At 69.5% G+C, this 21,775-nt stretch carries 13 protein-coding genes and 1 pseudogene; 6 read left to right on the top strand and 8 right to left on the bottom strand.

The features are described 5' to 3' along the window. Positions 1-83 precede the first annotated feature (83 nt). Both ACWCPF_RS17760 and ACWCPF_RS17755 read right to left on the bottom strand, forming a co-directional pair. The gene (locus tag ACWCPF_RS17760; RefSeq protein WP_451045941.1) at positions 84-2,081 is read right to left on the bottom strand and encodes a DNA/RNA helicase domain-containing protein; all 1,998 of its coding nucleotides are present in this window, start codon (positions 2,079-2,081) and stop codon (positions 84-86) included. A gap of 143 nt (positions 2,082-2,224) precedes the next feature. Further along, entirely contained in the window at positions 2,225-2,353 is a 129-nt protein-coding gene (locus ACWCPF_RS17755; protein ID WP_451045940.1) for a DUF6408 family protein, read from the bottom strand. A 401-nt stretch (positions 2,354-2,754) separates the two neighbouring features. On the opposite strand from ACWCPF_RS17755, the gene ACWCPF_RS17750 reads away from it, so the two are divergent. Then, positions 2,755-4,386 (top strand): protein kinase domain-containing protein, encoded by a 1,632-nt coding sequence (locus ACWCPF_RS17750; RefSeq protein ID WP_451045939.1) that lies wholly within the window; start codon positions 2,755-2,757, stop codon positions 4,384-4,386. Further along, a pseudogene (locus tag ACWCPF_RS17745) lies at positions 4,283-5,581 on the top strand (DEAD/DEAH box helicase); the annotation flags it as partial. The gene ACWCPF_RS17750 and the pseudogene ACWCPF_RS17745, both read left to right, overlap by 104 nt. Before the next feature lie 420 nt (positions 5,582-6,001). Here the strand turns inward: ACWCPF_RS17745 and ACWCPF_RS17740 are convergent. Beyond that, entirely contained in the window at positions 6,002-6,688 is a 687-nt protein-coding gene (locus tag ACWCPF_RS17740) for a glycoside hydrolase family 75 protein (RefSeq protein WP_451045938.1), read from the bottom strand. A gap of 367 nt (positions 6,689-7,055) precedes the next feature. Between ACWCPF_RS17740 and ACWCPF_RS17735 the strand changes: the two genes are divergently transcribed. The 4 genes from ACWCPF_RS17735 to ACWCPF_RS17720 all read left to right on the top strand — a co-directional run bounded on the left by ACWCPF_RS17735 (position 7,056) and on the right by ACWCPF_RS17720 (position 13,009). After that, entirely contained in the window at positions 7,056-8,276 is a 1,221-nt protein-coding gene (locus ACWCPF_RS17735) for a glycoside hydrolase family 88/105 protein (protein WP_451045937.1), read from the top strand. A 35-nt stretch (positions 8,277-8,311) separates the two neighbouring features. Next, the gene (locus ACWCPF_RS17730; RefSeq protein WP_451045936.1) at positions 8,312-9,628 is read left to right on the top strand and encodes a glycoside hydrolase family 27 protein; all 1,317 of its coding nucleotides are present in this window, start codon (positions 8,312-8,314) and stop codon (positions 9,626-9,628) included. Further along, complete coding sequence (locus ACWCPF_RS17725; protein ID WP_451045935.1) at positions 9,625-11,688, top strand: PQQ-dependent sugar dehydrogenase; 2,064 nt, start codon at positions 9,625-9,627, stop codon at positions 11,686-11,688. Before ACWCPF_RS17730 ends, ACWCPF_RS17725 begins: the two co-directional genes overlap by 4 nt. Before the next feature lie 175 nt (positions 11,689-11,863). Then, complete coding sequence (locus ACWCPF_RS17720) at positions 11,864-13,009, top strand: NAD(P)/FAD-dependent oxidoreductase (protein WP_451045934.1); 1,146 nt, start codon at positions 11,864-11,866, stop codon at positions 13,007-13,009. Between the two features lie 56 nt (positions 13,010-13,065). Here ACWCPF_RS17720 and ACWCPF_RS17715 read toward each other — a convergent pair whose 3' ends face one another. From ACWCPF_RS17715 to ACWCPF_RS17695, 5 genes are all read right to left on the bottom strand, one after another. Further along, positions 13,066-15,327 (bottom strand): bifunctional serine/threonine-protein kinase/ABC transporter substrate-binding protein, encoded by a 2,262-nt coding sequence (locus tag ACWCPF_RS17715; RefSeq protein WP_451045933.1) that lies wholly within the window; start codon positions 15,325-15,327, stop codon positions 13,066-13,068. Continuing rightward, positions 15,327-17,627, bottom strand: a complete 2,301-nt coding sequence (locus tag ACWCPF_RS17710; protein ID WP_451045932.1) for a bifunctional serine/threonine-protein kinase/ABC transporter substrate-binding protein — start codon at positions 17,625-17,627, stop codon at positions 15,327-15,329. Before ACWCPF_RS17710 ends, ACWCPF_RS17715 begins: the two co-directional genes overlap by 1 nt. Further along, on the bottom strand, positions 17,627-18,484 hold the full coding sequence (locus ACWCPF_RS17705) for a hypothetical protein (RefSeq protein ID WP_451045931.1): 858 nt from the start codon (positions 18,482-18,484) through the stop codon (positions 17,627-17,629). Before ACWCPF_RS17705 ends, ACWCPF_RS17710 begins: the two co-directional genes overlap by 1 nt. Positions 18,485-18,815: 331 nt before the next feature. Next, complete coding sequence (locus tag ACWCPF_RS17700; protein ID WP_451045930.1) at positions 18,816-19,637, bottom strand: response regulator transcription factor; 822 nt, start codon at positions 19,635-19,637, stop codon at positions 18,816-18,818. 671 nt (positions 19,638-20,308) lie between these two features. Next, positions 20,309-21,679 (bottom strand): hypothetical protein, encoded by a 1,371-nt coding sequence (locus ACWCPF_RS17695; protein ID WP_451045929.1) that lies wholly within the window; start codon positions 21,677-21,679, stop codon positions 20,309-20,311. Between the last annotated feature and the right edge of the window lie 96 nt (positions 21,680-21,775).

Below are 21,775 nucleotides of genomic sequence, written 5' to 3'. Positions count from 1 at the left end.
CTCGTGCGGGTGGGGGCATGTCCTTCGGACTCCGCGGATGCGGAGCGGAAGCCCGGCGGGCCGCAACGACACTCCGGTCAAGTTTACTGGCGGGGTCTCCGATATGAAGGGGGCACGGCGGCTCCCTCGGCTGTGAGCGGCCTCGTGGGAGAGCCGGGGATCTGCTGTCGGCTGATCGTGCCCGGGATGAGACGACGCAACGCGCTCTGGGTGCGGGTGTCCGGTGAGTACACCACGGTTCCGACCACCCCTCGAGTGAGCAGGACGTGGTAGGCGTTCAAGATGCACCGTTCGACGATGTCGTCGGGGGCGCCCCGAAAGGCGGGATCCTTCGAGGCCGACCGGTCCACGATGAAGCGGCCGTCACGCCACAGGAGATCGGGGCTGATGATGACCGCATTCCAGTCGTACTCGAATGTCTGGGCGGTGTAGACGCAGCCGATTTGGTCGATACCGCGACGGTCTGTCGCCCACAGGCTGGCCGACGGCGCGTCCGGCACATGGTGCTGTGGTTTGACATTCCACGGTCTGTGCCAGTCGTCGATCTGGACATCGGGTACCAGGGCGCCGTCTTTCGGATTGCTCCAGGGCCAGCAATACCCTGCGGTGATGCGCGCTGTAGCGCCCTCCAAGTGCCGTTCCTGAACGAACTCCTCCAAATCCTTCGGTGAGTCGGCCACCAGTAGCTGCATCCGGCCGTCTGGTTTCCATGCCACAGCATCCAGGTCGGTGAACCCCAGAAGCTGCTGCACCCATCCTTGATAACGCCTGCTGCCTCCCGCTCGGAAAGTCCTCTCGAGTTCCGTCACCGTGACCTCGCATCCCTGACTTTCGGCATATTCACGTAGATACGCGGCGTTTCCGACTTCGTCCGGGCGAATGGATTGGTGATCGTCGAGAAGGAAGATCGGGATCTTTGCTGCCGTGAGCAGTTCATCCACTTGAGGCCGGTCCTCCTCGCGGTTCTCCTGAGTCGTCCATCTGTCGGTGGAAGACCGGCGCATGCGATGTGCCTCGTCGCAGACGATGACTTCCTCACTGTCGGGCTCGGCGTCCTGGAAGCTGTTGAAGTAGCGGTACATCTTCAAGCCTGCTGCGCGCTTCCTGCTCACCTCGCGCTGACGAGCGGTGTTCAGAAGGGTCTCGCGCAGGGTCTCCGTGTACGCGTGTGAGCCGCTGGCCAGCACAGCGAGGATGCATTGCAGGCCGAGTTCCCGCTGCATCTCCAGCGCCACGGCGCTCTTTCCGCTTCCCGGACCGCCTCGGAAGATGAAGACGCGTTTGCGTCCCGAGTTCCCGTTCAGGACTGCACGCTCTACGTGACGGAGGATGAGGTCGAAGGCCACCTGCTGTTCGTCGAGCAGGGTCAGTCCGCCGCCTGTGACGGACCGTTGGCGTGCGATGTCGGTGACTTTTCGGAGTGGGTCCCGCTTTGCCTCGATCAGTACCCGAGCGGATTCGCCTCCCGAGCCTTGAGCGAAGCAGGAGGTGAGCATGCGGCGGAAGCGCTCAAGGTCGTCGAGGGTGTACAGGGTGCCATGTTGCGTCTCGGGCAGATCGAAGAGCGCCGAAACGTGCTCATCCCTGGCGTTGTGCAGAAACGCGGCGCCGGTGAGGCAGTCGTCATTCTCGCGGAGCGGAGGGAGATAGCGCGTCATGTACTCGCAGTAGCGCTGTATCTGCCGTACGGGATGTGGCTTGTATGTGCCGTAGCCGAGGTCGACGACGGTGGGGCACTCCGGGTGCAGGGTCGCGTGGCGTACCTGTTTGAGTTCCAGAGCGGCATAGGACGGTGTTCCTGTTCCCGGCCGTTGACCGCAGAGGACCAGATCAACCGCACTGTCGGTGTGCGGCAGACCGAACTCGACGAGTACCTGAACCTCGCCGCGACCGCACTTCAGGAGTTGGTCGATGACGACGGGAATGCTGTTGTTCCACGACGCAATGTCCCCGGGGCTTGGATCCGTTCCTTTGGCCTCACGGTGCTCGGAGATGAGCCGGTCGGTCAGTGGAAGGTTGGACGCGTCAGGCTGCGGCGAGAGTAAAAGACTGATTTCGGATGCCGAGCTGGCAAGAAGCACGGAGGGTCCCCCAGGGCACGAAGCGATTCGTGCGGGTGGGGGCGTGTCCGAAACCGGAAGCCCGTCGGGCCGCGACAACAGTGAGGAAGGGTAACCCAACGAACAACGGCGGGTCTCCCCGGGACCCGCCGCTTTCGCTCGTATCAGACGAGCAGGTGCGCCGTCGCCACCAAAGCCCTCAGCACAAGTTCGCAGACCACTCCGGTGGCGACACCGATGAGGACTTCACGGAACCAGGTGCGGCGCGGGGGCTTGTACTCGACAGGGGTCATGCTGAGCATCTCCTTGGAGGAGTCGGGATCCCGGATTTGGTGGGGAAGCCCACCGGGCGTCCGTCCTCACCGAAGAGGTGAGACCACTGTCATCCGTTCATCCCGCGACCCGCGGCTCGTACTCCCTCCGGGGAGGGGTATGCGGCGCGCCGCCACGCTATCGCACAGGTGCATGTTCATGCCGCTGAGTTGTCGCGCCGGGCAGCGATCGGAGTGGTTGTATCCGTGCAGCTTCGACGAGTCAGCGATGCCCTGACGATCGCCTGCTCGTCCAATGTGGGAGCAAGGCAAACGGATACTGCCTGTCAGAGGGGCGCGGTAAGGTCGACCAGGGATTTTGGCCCGAAAGGGCGTGAGGAGACAGTGGAGGTCGGACGGTGACGGCAGGAGACTCGCGTCCGGTGCCCAAACGCGGACCGCCACGTCCCGCGCATCAGTGGTTCCAGGACCGGCCCTCCCCGTACCCCTGGGAGCAGGACGCTCTCGACCATGTACGACGCCTGATGCCGGCCGCCGAGCCGTATCGCGCCTGGGCCACGTTCTCCTTCACCGCGCAGTCGGGCCGTATCAACGAGTGCGACCTGCTGATCGCGGTACCTGCGGGCCTCTACCTGGTCGAGATCAAGAGCCATCCGGGGCGGCTGGAGAACCACGGATCCACCTGGAACTTCCACGGCTCCGACCGCACCCGGACGATCAACAATCCGCTCCACTTCAACGATGCCAAGTCGAAGGACCTCAAGAGCAGGCTGCTGTGGGCAGCGCGCAAGCTGGGCATCCCCGAGCGCTCCGTGCCGCGCGTGGAACCGGCGATCTTCCTGTCGGCTCCGGACCTCGAGAGCCATCTCGACGACGTCCAGAAGGTCAAGGTCTACGGTCGCGACGACCGCCCCACCGGCCTCAAGCACATCTGGCAGGACTTCCTGGGGCTGCCGCCGGACCGCCCCGACCGCCGCATCACCGCCGACTTCTCCCGGAACACTCTGCCGCGACTGTTGAAGGCCATCGGCGTCCAGCAGTCCACGGCCCATCTCAGGTTCGGCGACGCCTGGAAGCTGCAGCCGCACCCCCTGGACCGTGGGCAGACCTGGGAGGACCGCCTCGCGACACGCGACGACGGACTCGTCCAGGAGGAGGGCCGCGTCCGCATCTACCTGGTCGGCCATATGGCGACCGAGGCGGCGAAGAAGTCGACCGATCGCGCGGCCCGCCGCGAGTACCAGGTCCTGCAGGGCATCACACACCGCGGCATCGTCGAGGCCGTCGAGATCCGCGAGCATCAGGGCGGACCCGCGATCCTCTTCCGCCACCGGCACACGGACCTGCGCCTCGACCAGTACCTGGCCACCTACGGTGGCAAGCTCACCCCCGAGATCCGCCTCGATCTCGTACGGCAGCTCGCCGAGGCCGTCCGCTACGCCCACAACCGCTCCCTGTACCACCGGGCCCTGGCGGCCGGTTCCGTCTACGTCTCCTTCCGGTCCGACGGGACGCGCCCCGAGCTGCGCATCACCGACTGGCAGACAGCGGCCCGCGACTTCGACAGCAACGCCACCTTCTTCCGGTCCATCGGCGGCTCGGCGCTCGACGCCGCTCTGATCGAGGACGCGGCCCGCCTCTATCTCGCTCCTGAGACCGACCAGCCGTACGCCGATCCGGCCGACCTGGACATGTTCGGGCTCGGTGCCGTCGCCTACCTGATCCTCACCGGCCAGCCTCCCGCCGCGCAGCGAAGCGCCCTGAGCGAGCGCCTGCGCACCGACTCGGGCCTGCATCTGTACGCCGTCGCCGACGGCTTCTCGGACGCGCTCGACGAGCTGGTCTTCAAGGCGACCCGCTCCGACGTGACCGAACGCCTCGGCTCCGCCGAGGAGTTCCTCGACCTGCTGGACCAGGCGGAGCGCGCCAGCGTGCTGCCCGAGGCACCCACTGCCTCTCGAACCCGCACTCGTCCACCACATCGTCAACACGCTCGGCTGGCCCGGACTGCGCCTCCTGCAGGAGGAGGCCATCGGGCCGCTGCTCGCGGGTGACGACGCGATCCTTCTGGCGCCCACTGCCGGAGGCAAGACAGAGGCCGCCTCGTTTCCGCTGTCGTCGAAGATGGTGCAGCAGAAGTGGTCGGGGACGTCCGTCATCTACGTGTGTCCGCTCAAGGCGCTGCTGAACAACCTGCTGCCCCGGCTGGAGACGTACACCGCGTGGCTCGGACGCACGGCCGCCCTCTGGCACGGGGACGTCACCTCCGGCGCGCGGAAGCGGATTCTGGCCGCGCGGCCCGACGTCCTGCTCACCACGCCGGAGTCCCTGGAGGCGATGCTGGTGAGCGCGAACGTCGATCACACGTCCTTCTTCTCCGGACTGCGTACCGTGGTCGTCGATGAGGCGCACGCCTTTGCCGGGGAGGACCGGGGGCTGGCATCTGCTCGCGGTCCTGGAGCGGCTCCAGTGCGTCGTCGGGCGTCCCGTCCAGCGCGTCGGGCTGTCCGCCACGGTCGGGAACCCTGAGGAGTTGCTGCTGTGGCTGCAGGGATCCGGAGCGGGAAGCAGCCGTCCGCGGTGGTGGCACCGCACCTGGCAGATCCGAAGCCGGAGACATCGGCAGCGGCGTCGCCGCCCCCGGCGGACATCCAGCTCGACTACGTGGGCTCCGTCGACAACGCCGCCACCATGATCGCGGCCTTGCACCACGGCGAGAAACGGCTCGTCTTCTGTGAGTCCCGCAGGATCGTCGAGGAACTGGGCGAGAAGCTGCGTGCCAACGGCGTGACCACCTTCCTCTCCCATGCCTCCCTCTCCGTCGACGAACGTCGTCGCGCGGAAGAGGCCTTCGCCGAGGCCCGCGACTGCGTCATCGTCTCCACGAGCACCCTCGAACTCGGCATCGACGTCGGGGATCTGGACCGGGTCATCCAGATCGATGCTCCGCTCACCGTCGCCTCCTTCCTGCAACGGCTGGGCCGCACCGGACACAGCCCCGGAACATCACGTAACTGCCTGTTCCTCGCGCTGGACCGCGGTGGACTCCTCGGCGCTGCGGCCCTTCTCACGCAGTGGTCGCGCGGCTGGGTGGAGCCCGTCATCCCCCCACCGGAGCCGCGGCACATCGTGGCCCAGCAGCTTCTCGCGCTGTGCCTACAGGAATCGCGGGTCGGGGACCGTCTCTGGCAGGAGTGGTGGAACGGCCTCGGCCCGTTCGGCCAGTCCGCCGAGCCGATCGTCCGGCACCAGTACGGATTCCGGTGAGTGTCCCGTCCCGGGCGGCCCTGGAGGTATGCCCAACCTCGTTCCGGAGGCTGCCACCAGCCGAGGCTGCGAGGTCCTTGCTGATGTCGGCGGAGCTGAACCGGACCACCGGTACATCGCGCCGGTTGAGTTCGGTGATCACCACGTCGACGGTGATGCCGTTCGCTTCGGTGGCCACCAGAACCCGCCTCTCCGAGAACGACGAAGCCCCCGTCCGGACCGCTGCGGCACGGGGCGCCTCCTCGCGTAGCCATCAAGGGAGCCGCGGTAACGTCCTCCCTGCACGTTTGTGCAGGTCATAGCGTTGCGGTGATTCTCCCCGGCGTGCAGCCCGACTCGTCTGCCGCTGCCTGCGGCTTTGCCGCCGAGGAGTCCCGGAGCCGGCAGGCCCCGCTGGATGTCCTAGTTGTCCCGCAGGAACGTCTGGGCCAGTTGGTCGCCCAGGGTCACCGCCGCGCTGTGGCTCTCGATGGGGGACACCTTGGAGTTCTTGAAGAGGATGTAGGTGACGCCGGAGTCGGTGCCGCCGTTCTCCGGGTCCGGGTCGATGCCGAGGGCCTTGGCCGTCGCGTACGAGGCCTCGCCGATGATTTTCGTGGGGCCGGTGTCGCCGACGACCGCGTACTCCACCTTGTTCTGGTAGATCACCGCGACGACCCCGCCGCCCTTGATGCCCGCGGAGCTGTAGTTCCAGATAGAGCTGGAGCTGGGCACGACGACGTAGGGCAGTGAGTCGGCGCGCAGCGGCTTGCCGTCCGACTGGTGGAAGGCCGTGTCGTCCTGGTACCAGGGGTCGGTGTCCTCGCTGCACTTGGAGGTGCGCTGGCCGTCGCAGTCGATGTCCATGTCGGCCTTCCAGAAGACGGCGCCGTTCTTGCCGCAGACCGGGATGGAGGCCGAGGTCTCGTCGTCGGTCTTGTACTTGCCGTTCGAGATCTGCGAGCAGGACGTCACCTTGGCGAGGAGGGCGGCCGCGCTGACCGACCCCTCCCGTAACGGGGTGGAGGCGGAGGCGTTCGCCGGGAGGACCGCGGCGGCGAGGAGGGCGGCACCGGTGGCCGCGCCGAGGGTCAGTGTCGAAGAGCGCACGGTGGGGGACCCTTCCGTCAGGTCTGTTAGGAAAGTTTCCTTACGTGAGTGCCGTACAACGTGGACCCGCCGCCCCGGTGCCGTCAACCCCCCTGTCGCGAACGGAGATTGGCCGGAAATGGTCCGATCTTATCGGTCCGGACCATTGACCCTGTTCGGTCCGGCCGGGACTCTGTTCACGCTTCGAAACTCGGTGCATGAACCTGGTGCATGCATGTGAACGATGGGCGGTCCGTTCGGGAGTATTTCGACATCCGGCCGGCCGCTCCTGACGCTCCAGGCGACCCCCACTCTCCAGGAAGGCGAGCCCGCCCATGAGCAACGTTCGGCAAACATCGGAGGACTGGGTCCTGAAGGTAGGAGAGTCATGAGGCGTCTCGGTGCCGTGCTGACGGCCGGAGCTCTCGCCGCCGTCGGTCTGCTGACGGTCTCCGCAGCCGCCCCGCCACCCGTCCGACAGCACGCGGCCGTCGCCCGTCCGGCCGCCGCCACCGACTGGTCCGTGGCCATGATCGACTCGACCACGGCCCGCTTCACACCGAGCACCATCGGCGGCTGGTCGTACCCCGTGGGCCTGTATCTCTACGGCCAGTACCTCACCTACCGGCGCACCCACGAGCCCCGGTACCTCTCCTACATCCAGGCCTACGTCGACCGCTTCGTGCACGCCGACGGAACCATCGACCAGAACTTCAACAGCCTCGACAGCATGCAGGCCGGCCGGCTGCTGGTGATCCTGCACCACGAGACCGGCCAGGACCGCTACCGCATCGCGGCCAAGAAGATCCGCGACCGGCTGAACAGCTACCCGCGCACCTCCGACGGCGGTTTCTGGCACGCCGACACCAGCAGCCGCGCCCACCAGCTCTGGTCGGACGGCGTCTACATGGTGAACCCCTTCCTCGTCGAGTACGGCAAGGAGTTCGGCGACTCGGCCTACGCCCATGACGAGGCGGCGAAGCAACTCGCTGTCTACGGCCGTCATCTCCAGGTGTCGAACGGCCTGCTGCGGCACGCCTACGACGAGTCGAAGACCGTGAGCTGGGCCGATCCGGAGACCGGGCTCGCCCCCGAGCACTGGTGCCGGGCGGTGGGCTGGTACTCGATGGCGATCGTCAACGTGCTCGACGCGCTCCCCGCCCGGCACCCCGGCCGGCACCGGCTCGTCGGCATCCTGCGGCAGTTGGCCGCCGGTCTCGAGCGGTACCAGGATCCGGCGACCGGACGCTGGTTCCAGGTGATCGACCAGGGCGGCCGGAGCGACAACTGGACCGAGACCTCCTGCTCCAGCATGTTCACCTACGCCCTCTCGCGCGGCGCCCAGCAGGGATACATCGACGCGCACTACCGGTCCGTCGCGCGGCGCGGCTACGAGGGCGTCCTCGCAAGGATCTCGGTCGGCCCCGACGGCCGCACCGACCTCACCGACATCTCCATCGGCACCAATGTCGGCGACTACGACTTCTACATCGCGCGGCCCCGGGAGACCAACGACTTCCACGGCCTCGGCGCCTTCCTGATCATGAACGAGCAGCTCAGGACGGACCAGCGCCCGGCAACAGTGAAGGGACACAAGGGACACTCATGAAACGCACCAGATCGCTCGTTCCGACAGTTCTGACTTTGGTCGCGTCGGTGATCGTCTCCGCGCTGCCGCTGCTCGGCGGCGCCCCGCCCGCCGCGGCCTCCGACAACGGTCTCTCCCTGCGCCCCGCGATGGGCTGGAGCAGCTGGAGCTTCGTGCGCCGCACGCCGACCGAGGCGAAGATCAAGGCACAGGCCGACGCCATGGTGTCGAGCGGACTCGACGACCACGGTTTCGTCTACGTCAACCTCGACGACTTCTGGCAGAAGTGCGACTCCAACGGCTTCGTCGTCGACTCCTACGGCCGTTGGACCGCCGACCCGGCCAAGTTCCCTTCCGGAATGAAGGCGCTCGCCGACTACATCCACGCCAAGGGACTGAAGTTCGGCTTCTACGTGACCCCGGGCATCGCCAAGAACGCGGTCACCGCGAACACGCCGATCGAGGGCACCTCGTACCACGCCAAGGACATCGCGGACACCTCGAAGACCGAGAAGAACTACAACTGCAAGAACATGTACTACATCGACTACGCGAAGCCGGGCGCGCAGGAGTTCGTCGACTCCTGGGCACGGCAGTTCGCCTCCTGGGGCGTCGACTACCTGAAGATCGACGGCGTGGGAAGCCAGGACATCCCCGACGTCCAGGCCTGGGACAAGGCACTGCGGGCCAGCGGCCGGCCCATCAACTTCGCGCTCTCCAACAACCTCCCGATCGCCGACGCCACCACCTGGCGTCAACTCGCCAACAGCTGGCGCACCCAGGGGGACGTGGAGTGCTACTGCGGCCCCGGCGACAACGGCAGCGGCTATCCGCTCACCGACTGGTCGCACGTCTCGGGCCGCTTCAACTCGGCGGCCTCCTGGCAGCCGTACGCCGGTCCCGGTGGCTGGAACGACCTCGACTCGCTGGAGATCGGCAACGGTGACCAGGTGGGCCTGACCGCCGACCAGCGCCGCTCGCACTTCACCCTGTGGGCGATGGCCGGGTCGCCGCTGCTCCTGGGCACCGACCTGACGAAGATCGACGCGGTCGACAAGGCGATGCTGACCAACGACCGGCTCATCGGAGTCGACCAGGACGGGGTGTCGGCCAAGCGCATCGTGAACAGCGGTGTCCAGCAGGTCTGGAGCAAGCGGGAGAGCGGTGGCGCGTATGTCGTGGCGCTCTTCAACACGGGGACGTCCGGGAACTCGACGGTCGCCGTGAACTGGTCGCAGGTCGGGTTCACCGGCTCCGGCGACGTCACGGACCTGTGGTCGGGCTCGCACAAGGGCGAGATCGCGAACTCGTACAGCGCGACCCTCCGGCCGGGGGAGACCCGCTTGATCCGCGTGAAGCCGGTGACGACATGAAACCCGGACGAACTCTCGGAAGAACTCTCGGACGATACCTCCGACGGCCCCTCCTCCACGCCCTCTCGCTGGCCCTCGCCGTGCCCCTGGTCGGCCTGAGCGCGACGGCCGCGCGTGCGGCCACCGACTACCAGGCCGAGAACGCCGCCATCTCCCAGGGCACCGTGGCCACCAACCACGCCGGGTACACGGGCACCGGCTTCGTCGACTACACCAACGTCAAGGGCTCGTATGTGGAGTTCACCGTGAGCGCGGCCGCAGCAGGCACCTCCTCGCTCACGTTCCGCTACGCCAACGGAACGGCGGTCGACCGGCCCATGGACATCTCCGTGGGCGGCACGGTCGTAGCCTCCGGCGTCTCCTTCCCGGCCACTGCCGACTGGGACACCTGGGTGACCAAGAGCGTCGACGTCCGGCTGGCCGCTGGCTCGAACAAGATCCGGGCCACCGCGACCACCGACAACGGCGGCCCCAACCTCGACCGGATCAGCGTCGGCGCGGCCCCCGACACCCAGGCCCCGAGCCGCCCCGGTCAGCCGGCCTGCTCCGCGATCACCGAGAACGGCCTCACTCTCACCTGGGGCGCCTCGACCGACAACGTGGGCGTCGCGGCGTACGACATCTACGAGCACGGCAACAAACTCACCGAGACGGACGGGAGTTCCACCTCCCGGGCCCTCACCGGGCTGAGCCCCGGCACCACTTACGACCTTACGGTCATCGGCCGGGACGCCGCCGGCAACGCCTCGCCGGCCAGCCCGGCCGTGGAGTGCACCACCGCGAAGAGCACCGACACCACCCCGCCCACCCGGCCCGGCACTCTCAAGGTCGGCGAAGTGACCGCGGACAGCGCCGAGTTGAGCTGGGGCGCCGCCGCGGACGACCGGGGTGTGGTCGCGTACGACATCCGCAGCGGCACCGCCGTCTACAAGACCGTCACCGGGACGACGGCGTCCCTGACCGGGCTCGCCTGCGACAGCCCGTACGCGCTGAACGTCGTGGCGCGGGACGCGGCGGGCAATGTGTCCGAGGCGAGCAACACCGTCGACCTGACGACGAAGGCCTGCGCGACGGACGGCGGTGTGCCCTCGTCGATCGCCACCGTCTCCAGCGGCTGGACCATTCCCTGGGGCGCCTACTGGATGCCCGACGGGCTCAGCGCCCTGGTGTCCGAACGGGACGACTTCCGGGTCTGGAAGGTGACCAAGGACGGCACGAAGACCCAGGTCGGGACGGTGCCCAACGCCGTCACCACCGATGGCGAGGGCGGTCTGATGGGTGTCGCCGTCGACCCCAAATGGGCCACCAACCACTACGTCTACTTCATGCACACGGCGTCCGAGGGCAACCGGGTCGTCCGCATGACGTACAACGGCAGTTCCCTGACCGGCTACACGGTCCTTCTCCAGGGCATCAAGAAGAACCGCTACCACAACGGCGGACGGCTGGCCTTCGGTCCCGACGGCTATCTGTACGTCTCCACCGGGGAGGCCCAGACGCCGGACCTCGCGCAGGACAAGAACTCGCTCAACGGCAAGATCCTGCGGATGACGACCGACGGCAAGGCGGCCCCCGGCAACCCGTTCGGCAACTACGTCTACAGCTACGGCCACCGCAATCCGCAGGGCCTCGCGTTCGACCGCAACGGACGGCTGTGGGAGGCGGAGTTCGGCAACAGCTCGAAGGACGAGCTGAACCTGATCAAGCCGGGCGGCAACTACGGCTGGCCGACCTGCGAGGGCACCTGCGACGTCTCCGGCATGACCAACCCGAAGAAGACCTGGAACGTCTCCGAGGCCTCACCGAGCGCGATCGCCATCGTCCGCAACGTCGTCTACATGGCGTCCCTGCGCGGCGAGCGGCTGTGGCGGATCCCGATCAACGGCGACACGGAGAACGTCGGCACGGCGACGGCGTACTACGTGGGTACCTACGGCCGTCTGCGGACGGTCGTCAAGGTTCCCGGAGCCGACCAGCTCTGGCTGTCGACCACCAACGCCGACAACAACGGAGGCGAGGCGGACGGCGCGGACAAGATCTTCCGGGTGAACATCGACTGAGTGGGCAGCCCGCGAAGGCGTTCACGCCGGCCGCGGGATGCAGATAAAAGTGCAGGTCAGAGCATGGTCACCGGGCCCATAGGGCTGATGTGCGCCACGTCTCATTGCGTGGGTTGTTACGGGGGGCGGGTGGGCGGTGTCTTGATGGCGAGGTCACAAACACGAGGAGAACATCATGAGCGGGAACGTTGAGGTAGTCGTCGTCGGCGGTGGTTACGGGGGCGTGACGGCGGCGAACCGGATGGCGCGGCGGGACGGGGTGTCGGTGACCGTGGTCAATCCGCGGTCCGAGTTCGTGTCGCGGATCCGGCTGCACCAGCTCGTGACCGGCTCCGACGACGCGATCGAGGGCTTCGACGAGGTGCTCGGCGCCAATGTGCGGCTCGTGGTGGACACCGCTACCGAGATCGACGCCCCCGGGCGCAAGGTGTCGCTGGCCGGCGGCGGCACCCTTTCCTACGACTACCTCGTCTACGCCGTGGGCAGCGGCGCCGCCGACCCCGGCGTGCCCGGAGCCGCGGAGTTCGCGCACTGGGTGTCGGACTTCGAGGGTGCGCAGCGGCTGCGGCTGGCGCTGGACACGACGTCGGCGTTGGACCCGGTCACCGTGGTCGGGTCCGGGCCGACCGGGCTGGAGACCGCCGCCGAGCTCGCCGAGGCGGGCCGCAAGGTCACCCTCATCTGTGGGCGGGTGCTTGGTCCTTCGCTGCATCCGCGGGTTCGGCGTCCGGTCGCCCGTCGGCTGGCCAAGCTCGGGGTGACCATGATCGAAGGGCCCGGCGCGCGGGTGACGCACGTCGCCGAGGACGCCGTCCAGCTGAGCGACGGGCGCTCGGTGCCCAGCGCGGTCACCATCTGGACCGCCGGATTCAAGGTGCCGGACCTCGCCGCCCGCAGCGGCCTGCGCACCGACGCCGACGGCCGGCTGATCACCGACACGACGCTGACCAGCGTGGACGACGACCGCATCATCGCCGCCGGCGACGCGGGCGTCATGCCCGACCACCCCTTCCGCATGAGCTGCCAGGCCGCCACCCAGCTCGGCCCCATCGCCGCCAACACCGTCCTGCGCCGCATCGACGGCAAGACGCCCTCCCCCGTGCGGATGTTCTTCGCCGGCCAGTGCCTCAGCCTCGGCCGCAAGGAAGGCGTCACCCAGTTCTCGTACCCCAATGACAAGGTCAACGCCGCCAGCATCAGCGGCCGCACCGGCGCCGGCGTCAAGGAGATCGCCTGCCGGTTCACCCTCAACAAGCTCCTCTCCGGTGCGCGCAAGGCCAGCTCCCGGCCCAACGCCGACCGCGTCGGGCGCGCCGCCTGACGACCGTCATCCCGTCGTCGGCCGGACCGATCGGTCCGGCCTGCGGGGACTGCGGCTCACGACACCGCCGCGTCCTTGTACTGGCCCAGGTAACGGAACCTGCCGTCGACGACCTGGAACACGAACATCGCGTCATGTGTGTAGCCGTACCCGGTCTCGAACTTGACCGTGCGGCTGACGCCCGCGTGCGCCACCTCGCGCAGTCTGCGGGCGATGGCGCCGCGCTCCGCCACCGCCGAGTCGCCCTTCGTGCAGACCTTCGCCAGGAACATCACCGCGTCGTAGGCCTCCGCCGCGTACCAGCCGGGGGCGGCGCCGAAGCGGGTGCGGTAGTCCGCGGTGAAGGCGCGGGTGGAGGGGGCGGCCGTCGGATCGATGAAGGACGCGGCGAAGACCCAGCCGGTCGCGGCGGCGCCGGCCGAGGCGAGGAACCGGGGGTCTAGTGCCTGTTCCGTCGCCATCCGGGTCCCGGTGAAGCCCGCCGACTTCAGTGCCGACGCCAGTCCCGCGGCCCGGGCCGCGTCGCCCGTGAACACGACCGCGTCCGCGTCGGCGGACAGCACCTCGGCGGCCAGCGCCGCATAGTCGATCCTGCCGGCGGCGACGCTCTTCAGCATGGCGTCCCGGCCGGCCTGCTGAAGCGCCCGCCGGGTCTGGTCGCACAGGGTCCAGGCGGAGTTGCCCTGCGCCTGGTCGGCCACGAGGAACGCCTTGCGCGCGTCGACGTGGTCGCTGAGGTAGCGGACGCAGGGCGCGGCGAGGAGGTCGTTCGTGACGCGCAGCAACGCATGGGAGGGGTACTGCAGCGTGCCGGCCGTCGTGGGCTCCGTGCTGACGCCGACCGAGACCGACAGGACGGGCAGCGTCGCCTTGGCGTAGGTGGGTTCGGCGGCGAGCAGACACGCGTCGGTCGTCGGCCCCAGTACTGCGACGACGTCCGTGTCCTTCGTCAGCTGCGCGGCCAGGGCCGTGGCACGCTTCGCGTCGCCGCCGTCGTCGTAGGTGCGCAGCTTCAGGCGGAAGGGGCGGCCGCTCTCCGCGTTGACGTGCTCCACCGCCAGCCGGGCCCCGTTGAGCTGGGCGTTCCCGTAGTCCTTCCGGGCCCCGGTCAGGTCGCCCTGGAAGGCGACGACCAGTTCGGGCCGTGGGCCTGTTCCGGACGACGACGGTGTCGTCCCGGGCTTCCGACGGGTGCTCCACCACCAGGCGCCGCCGCCACCGGCCGCCAGGACTCCGGCCGACGAGCCGAGGAGGCCGAGGCGGAGGAGCCTGCGGCGGTCTACTTCCGGCGCGGCGGGTGCCGGCGGAGTCGTCGTGACGGCCGTCAGCGTCATGGCGTCCGGCGACGCGGTGTCCGGTGACGCGGTGTCCGGGGGCAGCTCGGCCGCAGTCGGTGCGGGCACCTGCGTCGGTTCGATCGTGCCGATCGCCAGCACCGCGGCGGATCGTTCGTTGATCAGCCGGGTGACCCGCTCCGGCAGCCAACCCGACCGTTCGGGGTCGTTCCCCGTGCCTCCCTCCCCGAGGGCTGCGCGGAGTTGGGCGAGGGTGGGGCGGTGCGCCGGGTCCTTGTGCAGGCAGGAGCGCAGGAGGGGGGCCAGGGGGTCCGGGAGCGCGGTCGGGTCAGGGTCGTCGTAGACCGTGCGCAGCAGCATGCCGGCCGCCGCGCCGGTGCCGAACGGTCGTACCCCCGTCGCGGTGAACGCCAGCACGCAGCCCAGCGAGAACACGTCGCTGGGCGGGCCGATCTCCCCGCCGCGCGCCCGCGCCTGCTCGGGCGAGAGGAAGCCGGGCGAGCCGACGATCACGCCGCTGGAGGTGAGCGCGGTGGCGTCCGGGGCGCGGGCGATGCCGAAGTCGATGAGCCGGGGACCGTCCGGGGCCAGCAGGACGTTGCCCGGTTTCACATCGCGGTGGACCAGGCCGATGCCGTGCATCGCGTCGAGTGCGTCGGCCAGGCGCAGGCCCAGCGTCCGGACGGCGGGCAGCGGCAGCGGTCCGAAGCCGTCCACCGTCTCGGAGAGCGAGGGGCCCGGGACGTACGCGGTCGCCAGCCACGGGGTCTCCGCGTCCGCGTCGGCGTCCAGCAGGGGCACCACCCAGGGGCTGGCCACCCGGCGGGCGACCTCGATCTCACGGCGGAAGCGCGCCCGGAAGCCCGGCTCCTCGGCGTACGAGGCCCGGACCGCCTTGACCGCGGCGATCGCGCCGCCCGGCGCGCGGGCCAGGAAGACGACCCCCATGCCGCCGACGCCGAGTCGGCGCAGCAGCCGGTAGCGGCCGAGCCGGGACGGGTCGCCGGTGCGCAGCGGCTCCATCAGCCGGTGAGCGGCGCGGGGCCGCCGTACACGAAGTCGCCCTGCTCCACCCGCCAGAGGTAGCCGCCGCTGCCGTCGATGGCGATCTGGCCGGTTTTCTGGAAGGCGAACGGCTTGGTGATGCCCTTGTACTTCACCGCCCGCACGGCCGCCAGCAGCGCTTCCCTGGTGCGGCCCGTCGCCGGCAGCCCGGACAGCGACTTCAGCAGCATGCTTGTGACGTCGTAGGCCTCCGCCGCGTAGCGTGGCGGCGCCTCCAACCAGTGCTCGCGGTACGCGGCAGCGAACGCCTTCGCCTCCGGCTTGACGGTCGCGTCGATGACCGGGGCCACCATCACCCAGCCCTCGGCCGCGTCCTGGGCCTCGGCCAGGAACCGCCCGTCGAGCAGCGCGGGGCCGGACACACGGGCGCCCTGGAAGCCGCGCTTGCGCAGCGTCCCGGCGATCAGCGCGCCCCGGTCGTGCAGGCCGGCGAAGAACACGGAATCGGCGCCGGCGGCGAGCAGGCCGTCCACCGCGCTGCCGAAGTCGGGCCGCATCGCGCTGACCACCTCCGGCACGGACGGCTGCCCCGCGCTGGCGAGCGTGTTGCTGAGTGAACTGCCCAGTTCTGTACCGTAGTTACCGGCGGGGCGGTCGAGGACGATGCCGATCTTGCGTGAACGTGCGGTACCGGTCAGGTAGTTGCTCACGTACACGGGGAGCACCGAGTCGGGCAGGCGGGCCTGGAGGAACGAACGGAAGCCCTGGGTGGCGAGGTTGATCCCGCCGGGGGACACGCCGACGACCGGCAGGAGTCCGGCGTCGTACTTCGCGAGGGCCGTCTGCGCCGTGGCGTCGGTGGTCGTGCCGACCACGGCGAGGACCGCCGGGTCGTCCGTGAGCTCCGTCGCGAGCCGGGCCGCCGTCGCCGGATCGCCCGCGTCGTCCACGGACTTGACCTGCACGGTGAACGGGGAGTCGGCGCGCGCGTTGAACTCGGCGACCGCCAGGCGCAGTCCGCGCTCCTGCGCTCTGCCCGCATCCCGCTGCGGACCGCTGAGGTCGCCGTGCAGCGCGATGGTGTGCTCGGGGCGCCGCGACGACGCGGAGGCGGCGGGGTCGTCGCCGCCGGAGCCGCCGTCCCGGGCGACCGCCCACCAGGCCGCGCCACCGCTCGCCGCGAGCGCCACGGCTCCACCGGCGAGCAGGAGGAAACGCCGTCGGCCGGTCGATGGGGTGGCGTCCTCCGGTGCGGGTTCGAGTGCGGGTGCCGACGCCTTGTCGGGGGGCGTGTCCTGCACTTCGGACTCGGCGGGCGCGGTGCCGCTCGTGCCGTCCGGTTGTGGCGAGGCGCTGGACGACAGCTGCGTCTGCTCGATGTCCGGCAGCGCGAGCGCGGCGGCCGAGCGTTCCGCGATCAGCCGGGTGACCGGCTCGGGCAGCCACCCGGATGCCTCCGCCTCCGCCTCCGCGTCCTCAGCATCCGCATCCGCTGCCGACTCCTGTCCTAGCTCCTGTCCGAACTCCTGGGCCAGTTCCGCTGAGGTCGGCCGTTCGGCCGGGTCCTTCTTCAGGCAGCGTTCCACCACGGGGAGCAGCGTCGGCGGCACTCCGTCGAGGTCCGCCGGGTCGTGCACGGCCCGGTACAGCAGGGCGTCGACCGCTCCGCTGCCGAAGGGCGCCCGTCCGGTGGCGGCGAACGCCAGGACGCAGCCGAGGGCGAAGACGTCGCTCGCGGGACCGATGTCGTCGCCGCCGGGGCCTCCGGCCTGCTCGGGCGAGAGATAGCCGGGGGTGCCGACCACCATTCCGGTCGCGGTGAGGGCGGTGTCCTCCGGGGCCCGGGTGATGCCGAAGTCGATGAGCCGTGGGCCGTCGTGGGCGAGCAGTACGTTGCCCGGTTTGAGGTCCCGGTGGACCAGCCCGGCGCGGTGCACCTCGCTCAGCGCCTCCGCCAGCCGGGCGCCGAGGAGCCGCAGCCCGTGCTCGGTCAGCGGCCCGTGCGCGGACACGGCCTCGCCGAGCGACGGGCCGGGCACGAACGCCGTTGCCAGCCACGGCGCTTCGGCGTCCGCGTCGGCGTCCACCAGCGGCACCGCCCACGGACTGACGACCCGTCGGGCGACCTCGACCTCGCGGCGGAACCGCTCCTTGAAGCCCTGGTCCTCGGCGTACTCGGCGAGCAGGACCTTCAGCGCCACCAGGGCCCCGCCCGGCGTGCGCGCCAGGTACACCACACCCATGCCGCCGGCGCCGAGCCGCCCGAGGAGACGGTGGTCGGCGATACGGGCGGGATCGGACGAACGCAGCGGCTCCATCAGCTCTTTCCTCCGAGCTCGAACTCCACGCGGTTGAGCATCGAGACGACGCCGTCCGACATGTAGCGGGTCAACTCGGCGACGGAGTAACCCGCGGCGCCCTTCACGGACACCGCCACATTGACCGTGCCGAGCCGGAGGACGTTCCAGCGATAGGACTGCTCGCCGTCCGCACTGAGATAGGAACCGATTTCCAGGACCTCGTCGTCGGCGTAGCCGTTGCCGCCCTGACCGTACGGCGTGCCGATCGACTGGAGTCCGGCGATCTGCTCGTCGGTGCGGACCTGCTGCACGGGGCAGCGCAGCGCCTCCTCCAGCGTGGTGGCCAACTGCTCGTCTGCGTCGAGGACGGTGGCGTGCACGGTGACCGCCGCGGTCACCTTCACCTCTCCCTTGCCCTGGCCCTTGACGGCCGGCAGCACGCTGTAGCGGGACAGCGAGGCCAGGACGCCCCGGGGGAGCGACCGGCGTTGCCACCGGCACTGGTCGTCGAGGACGGCGACGGTGCCGGTGGCGCTCTCGGCCGGCTGCTGGGCGCGGAAGCCCGCGCCCCAGCCCTCCGGCCGTAGCGCGACCGCCTTCGCCAGGGCCTCGGCCTGCGCCTTCGTCCGCGGCACCGCCGCGGGATCCGCCTCGAACGGGGTCAGCGCCGTCGAACCACCACCGGACGAGGAGTCATCATCGGAGGAGGCGGAGGACGTGGGGGACGCGGAGGCCGTGGGGGAGCCGGACCGGGACGGAGTGCCGGACGCAGTGCCGGACGACGGCCCGGAGGACGCCGACGGGCTCGGCTCGGCCGTCTTGTCGCCCCCGGAGCCGCAGCCGCCGAGCAGCACGGCGACCGTGGCCGCCGCCACGGCCCGCGCCGCCCGAGCCGACTGAAGCGACCGAACCTGCCGAACCTGCCGAGCCGACTGAACCTGCCGAGCCGACTGATCCGACTGAACCTGCCGAGCCGACTGCGCCGGCCGAACTGGCTGAGCCGGCCAAACCGGTCTGGGTCTGCCCGAGTTGTCGTCCATTCCCGCCCCTCCGTCTCGGCGCCCCCGCGTCGCGTGCGGTGATCGTACAGAGGTACGTGAAAACGGGGTGAACGGTTCCAAGAACACGTGCGGTGCCGCACCGGCGAGGTCTACGACGCCGCCGCGCCGGTGTGCTCCGCTGGTCCGGTCCGTTCGTCCGGGACGTTCAGCAGGCGTCCTCGGTCAGCAGACTCGGCAGGAACCTGCCACCGGATCGGCCACCGGACCGGCTGCTGGACCGACCGCCTGAACCATCGGCGGATCTGCCACCGGGCCGGCAACCGGATCCGCCACCCGGTCCACCGCTCGCCCCGGCGCCTGTCCCGGCTCCCGCCCCGCCCGCAGGTCCGCCACCCGCGCCGGCCCCCGGGCCGGTCCCCGGTCCGCCGCCCTGTGACGGCACCCGACGCTGGGTCAGCAGTCCCAGTTCCGCGGCCTTCAGACCGGCCTCGAAGCGGGTGTTGACGCCCAAGGTCCGCAGGATCGCGGCCACATGCCGACGGTAGGTGCGGACGGAGACGTTCATCTGCCGGGCCGCCGTGTCGTCCTTCATGCCGCTGCCGAGCATGCGCAGCACCTGCGTCTGTGCCTCGTCCAGCCGTACCGGGCGGGCGCCGCGCCGGGGCTGCATCAGCTCCGCGGCGTGCTCCCACAGGGTCTGCTGGAACTGGTACAGCGCGTCGGTGGCCTCGCGGCGGACGACGACGATCTGCGGACGGCCGTCCTGACCGGCCGCGGTCTCCACCAGGGCGACCTCCCTGGCCAGCAGCGCCAGGTTGGGCAGCGAGCCCGACGAGACGCGGATCTGGGTGCCCTCGGCGGTGAGCCTGGCCAGGAGGGAGTGGGTCTCCGGCCCCGGCAGGTCGGCCTGGGACAGCAGCAGCCGCAGCCCGTGACTGCGCCCGAGGGTCTGCCCGCAGGCGAACCGGGCGAGGTCCGAATCGGGCCGGTTGATCGCCTCGGCGGCGAAACGGCCCGTCAGGTGCACACTTCGGCGCGGAATCGGAAGCTCCGAGAGTGTCTGGCGCAATACCTCGCACGCCAGGGCCGGTGCGCAGATGCTGATCAATTGTGTTGTGGTCTGGCCGGTCAACGCGCGTTGACCGGCATGCGCTTGCTCATGCCAGCGAACCGCCTGCATGACATTCCCCCCGTCGTGGTCGCCCTTGGTCCGGCGGGCGGCCGTTTGGTTGTCATGTGATCGATTGCGATGTTTGTCGCCGTCAGATCGGGCGTGAGCGTAGCGTGTTCGACCGGCGAATATCAGGTGGTGAGGCTCATGGCGAGGCTCACACCGTGACAGGTGTGACTCAAGGTGGTCGTGCGCTTTGGGGTGTCGCCCGGATTCTGTTCCAATTACTCAGAAGATGCAGTCCCGTTCCAGTCCATCTTAACTGTACCGGAGTCGTGGGACGACGTAGAAATACAGCCCAAGATATGGCCTTTCTCGAGGGAACAGGATAGGTGCGAGGGGCACTTGTTTATGGGTGGATTATTTGCTGCCGCGGGAAGAGAAAGCATTGGGTGCACCGAGCGCCCGCTTTTCCCTCCCGGGTCGGGGAGTGAAAGGCGGGCGCGGGGTCTCCGCTCTCCGGGCGGGGCCGGGCGGGGCCGGGCAGGGCCGGGCGGGGGCGACCGGGCCTGCCGGGCCTGCCGGGGCTAGGCGGGCTCCGCCTTTTGGTGCAGCACCGCGCCGACATGCGCCCCGTTCGACACGTTGACCACGACGTCCCCGACCGTCTCCGGGATGGCCCGGACGCTCGCCCCCGCGAACCCGTTGGCACCGGTGAACACACCCCAGACCGGCCGGAACGGCCGCAGCTCGCCGTCGCCGTCGGGGAGTTGTTCCAGTTCGGCGCGGACTCGGCGCTGCAGGACGAACGGCCCGTCGAGCGCGGCCGTGAGCTGCTCGCGCCAGCGCTGCGGGGTGACCTCGTCGGCCCAGCCCAGCACCACGCCCCGGCCGCCCGACAGGGACGTCGGCTTGAGCACCAGCTCCCGCTGGTGAGCGATGGCGTGTTCCAGCAGGTCGACGCGCTCGCCGTGCTCCAGCGTGACCGTGCCGGGGCGGACCATCCGGGTCCACGGCAGGATGCGGTCCATGCTCGCCAGCTCCGCGGGGCTGAACAGGTCGCGGTTGCGCTCGTCCGAGAGCATCGCCAGGGCGCCCTTGCTGGCGTACGCCGAGGTGTCCATCGCCGTGAAGATCGCGACCTCGCCGCGGTTCGCCGCCGCGAAGACCGTCTCGGCGAGCGCGCGCACCTCGGGGTTCTCCAGGTCCCGGATGAGGAACGTCCGCACCACGATGTCCACGGGCTTCCCGCCGAGCCAGACCCGGTCGTCGCGGACCTCCAGCTGTCCGAGGTGGCAGGGTTCGGCCAAAAGGCCGAATTCACGCCATCGTTCGCAGAGGGCCGTCATATACCGGACCTCGTCCGCGAAACAGCCCGGCTGCTCGGTCAGTGCGACCACCGGACGGTCGTCCGCGTTGAAACCGCTTTCCGTGAGGACGTTGTTCACCTGCTCGCGCAGTGAGTCCACGAAACCCAGTCCGTGACGCTCGGCGAACTCCGCGAGTGCCGGGTGCGCGAGCAGTTCGCGGCAGACGTCGACGTTTTCCGCGCCGCCGATCGTGCTGCCCATATTCAGTTCCAAAAGCTTGAATCCGGAACTGTCGCAGATCATGTCCGCGCGGGACTGACGCGTCATCGTGGCGCCCCTTCCCAGCAGTACTGCGGACACCTGTTCGTCGTTCAGGCCCACCGCGCGGGCGAACGCGGCGAAATCGCCGTCGAAAAGGCGGTCGGGGAGACCGGACAACGCGGTCAGCAGGTTGTCCAGGTCGTCGGTGAGCTGAGCGAGTTCGGCGCCGCCGAGGAACATCGGACGCGCGAGCCACTTGCCCTTGCCGCCGGGCTTGTCGCTGTTGAGAATCTTGTTCTCGGGCAGCGCTCCCAGCAGTTCGCTCGACTTCGGATTGCTTTTCTCCAGCTTGCTCAGGTACTCGGCGGTGAGGGAGACGCGATCCACGGAAACCTCTCTTCTGGTCGGTGGGCGATGCTTCTGTCGCAGGTGTCCCTGTCGGAGGTGTTCGTGTCGGGTGTTCCGGTCGGAGGTGTTCCGGTC

It is taken from the genome of Streptomyces sp. NPDC001858, from assembly GCF_053594615.1.
This window is presented reverse-complemented; position numbering and strand designations above follow the sequence as displayed.

What these genes read in the sequence shown, in the direction of transcription:
- ACWCPF_RS17755 (WP_451045940.1), bottom strand. Translation starts at nt 2,353, where the DNA reads ATGACCCCTGTCGAGTACAAGCCCCCGCGCCGCACCTGGTTCCGTGAA.
- ACWCPF_RS17735 (WP_451045937.1), top strand. Translation starts at nt 7,056, where the DNA reads ATGAGGCGTCTCGGTGCCGTGCTGACGGCCGGAGCTCTCGCCGCCGTC.
- ACWCPF_RS17725 (WP_451045935.1), top strand. Translation starts at nt 9,625, where the DNA reads ATGAAACCCGGACGAACTCTCGGAAGAACTCTCGGACGATACCTCCGA.
- ACWCPF_RS17720 (WP_451045934.1), top strand. Translation starts at nt 11,864, where the DNA reads ATGAGCGGGAACGTTGAGGTAGTCGTCGTCGGCGGTGGTTACGGGGGC.
- ACWCPF_RS17715 (WP_451045933.1), bottom strand. Translation starts at nt 15,327, where the DNA reads ATGGAGCCGCTGCGCACCGGCGACCCGTCCCGGCTCGGCCGCTACCGG.
- ACWCPF_RS17710 (WP_451045932.1), bottom strand. Translation starts at nt 17,627, where the DNA reads ATGGAGCCGCTGCGTTCGTCCGATCCCGCCCGTATCGCCGACCACCGT.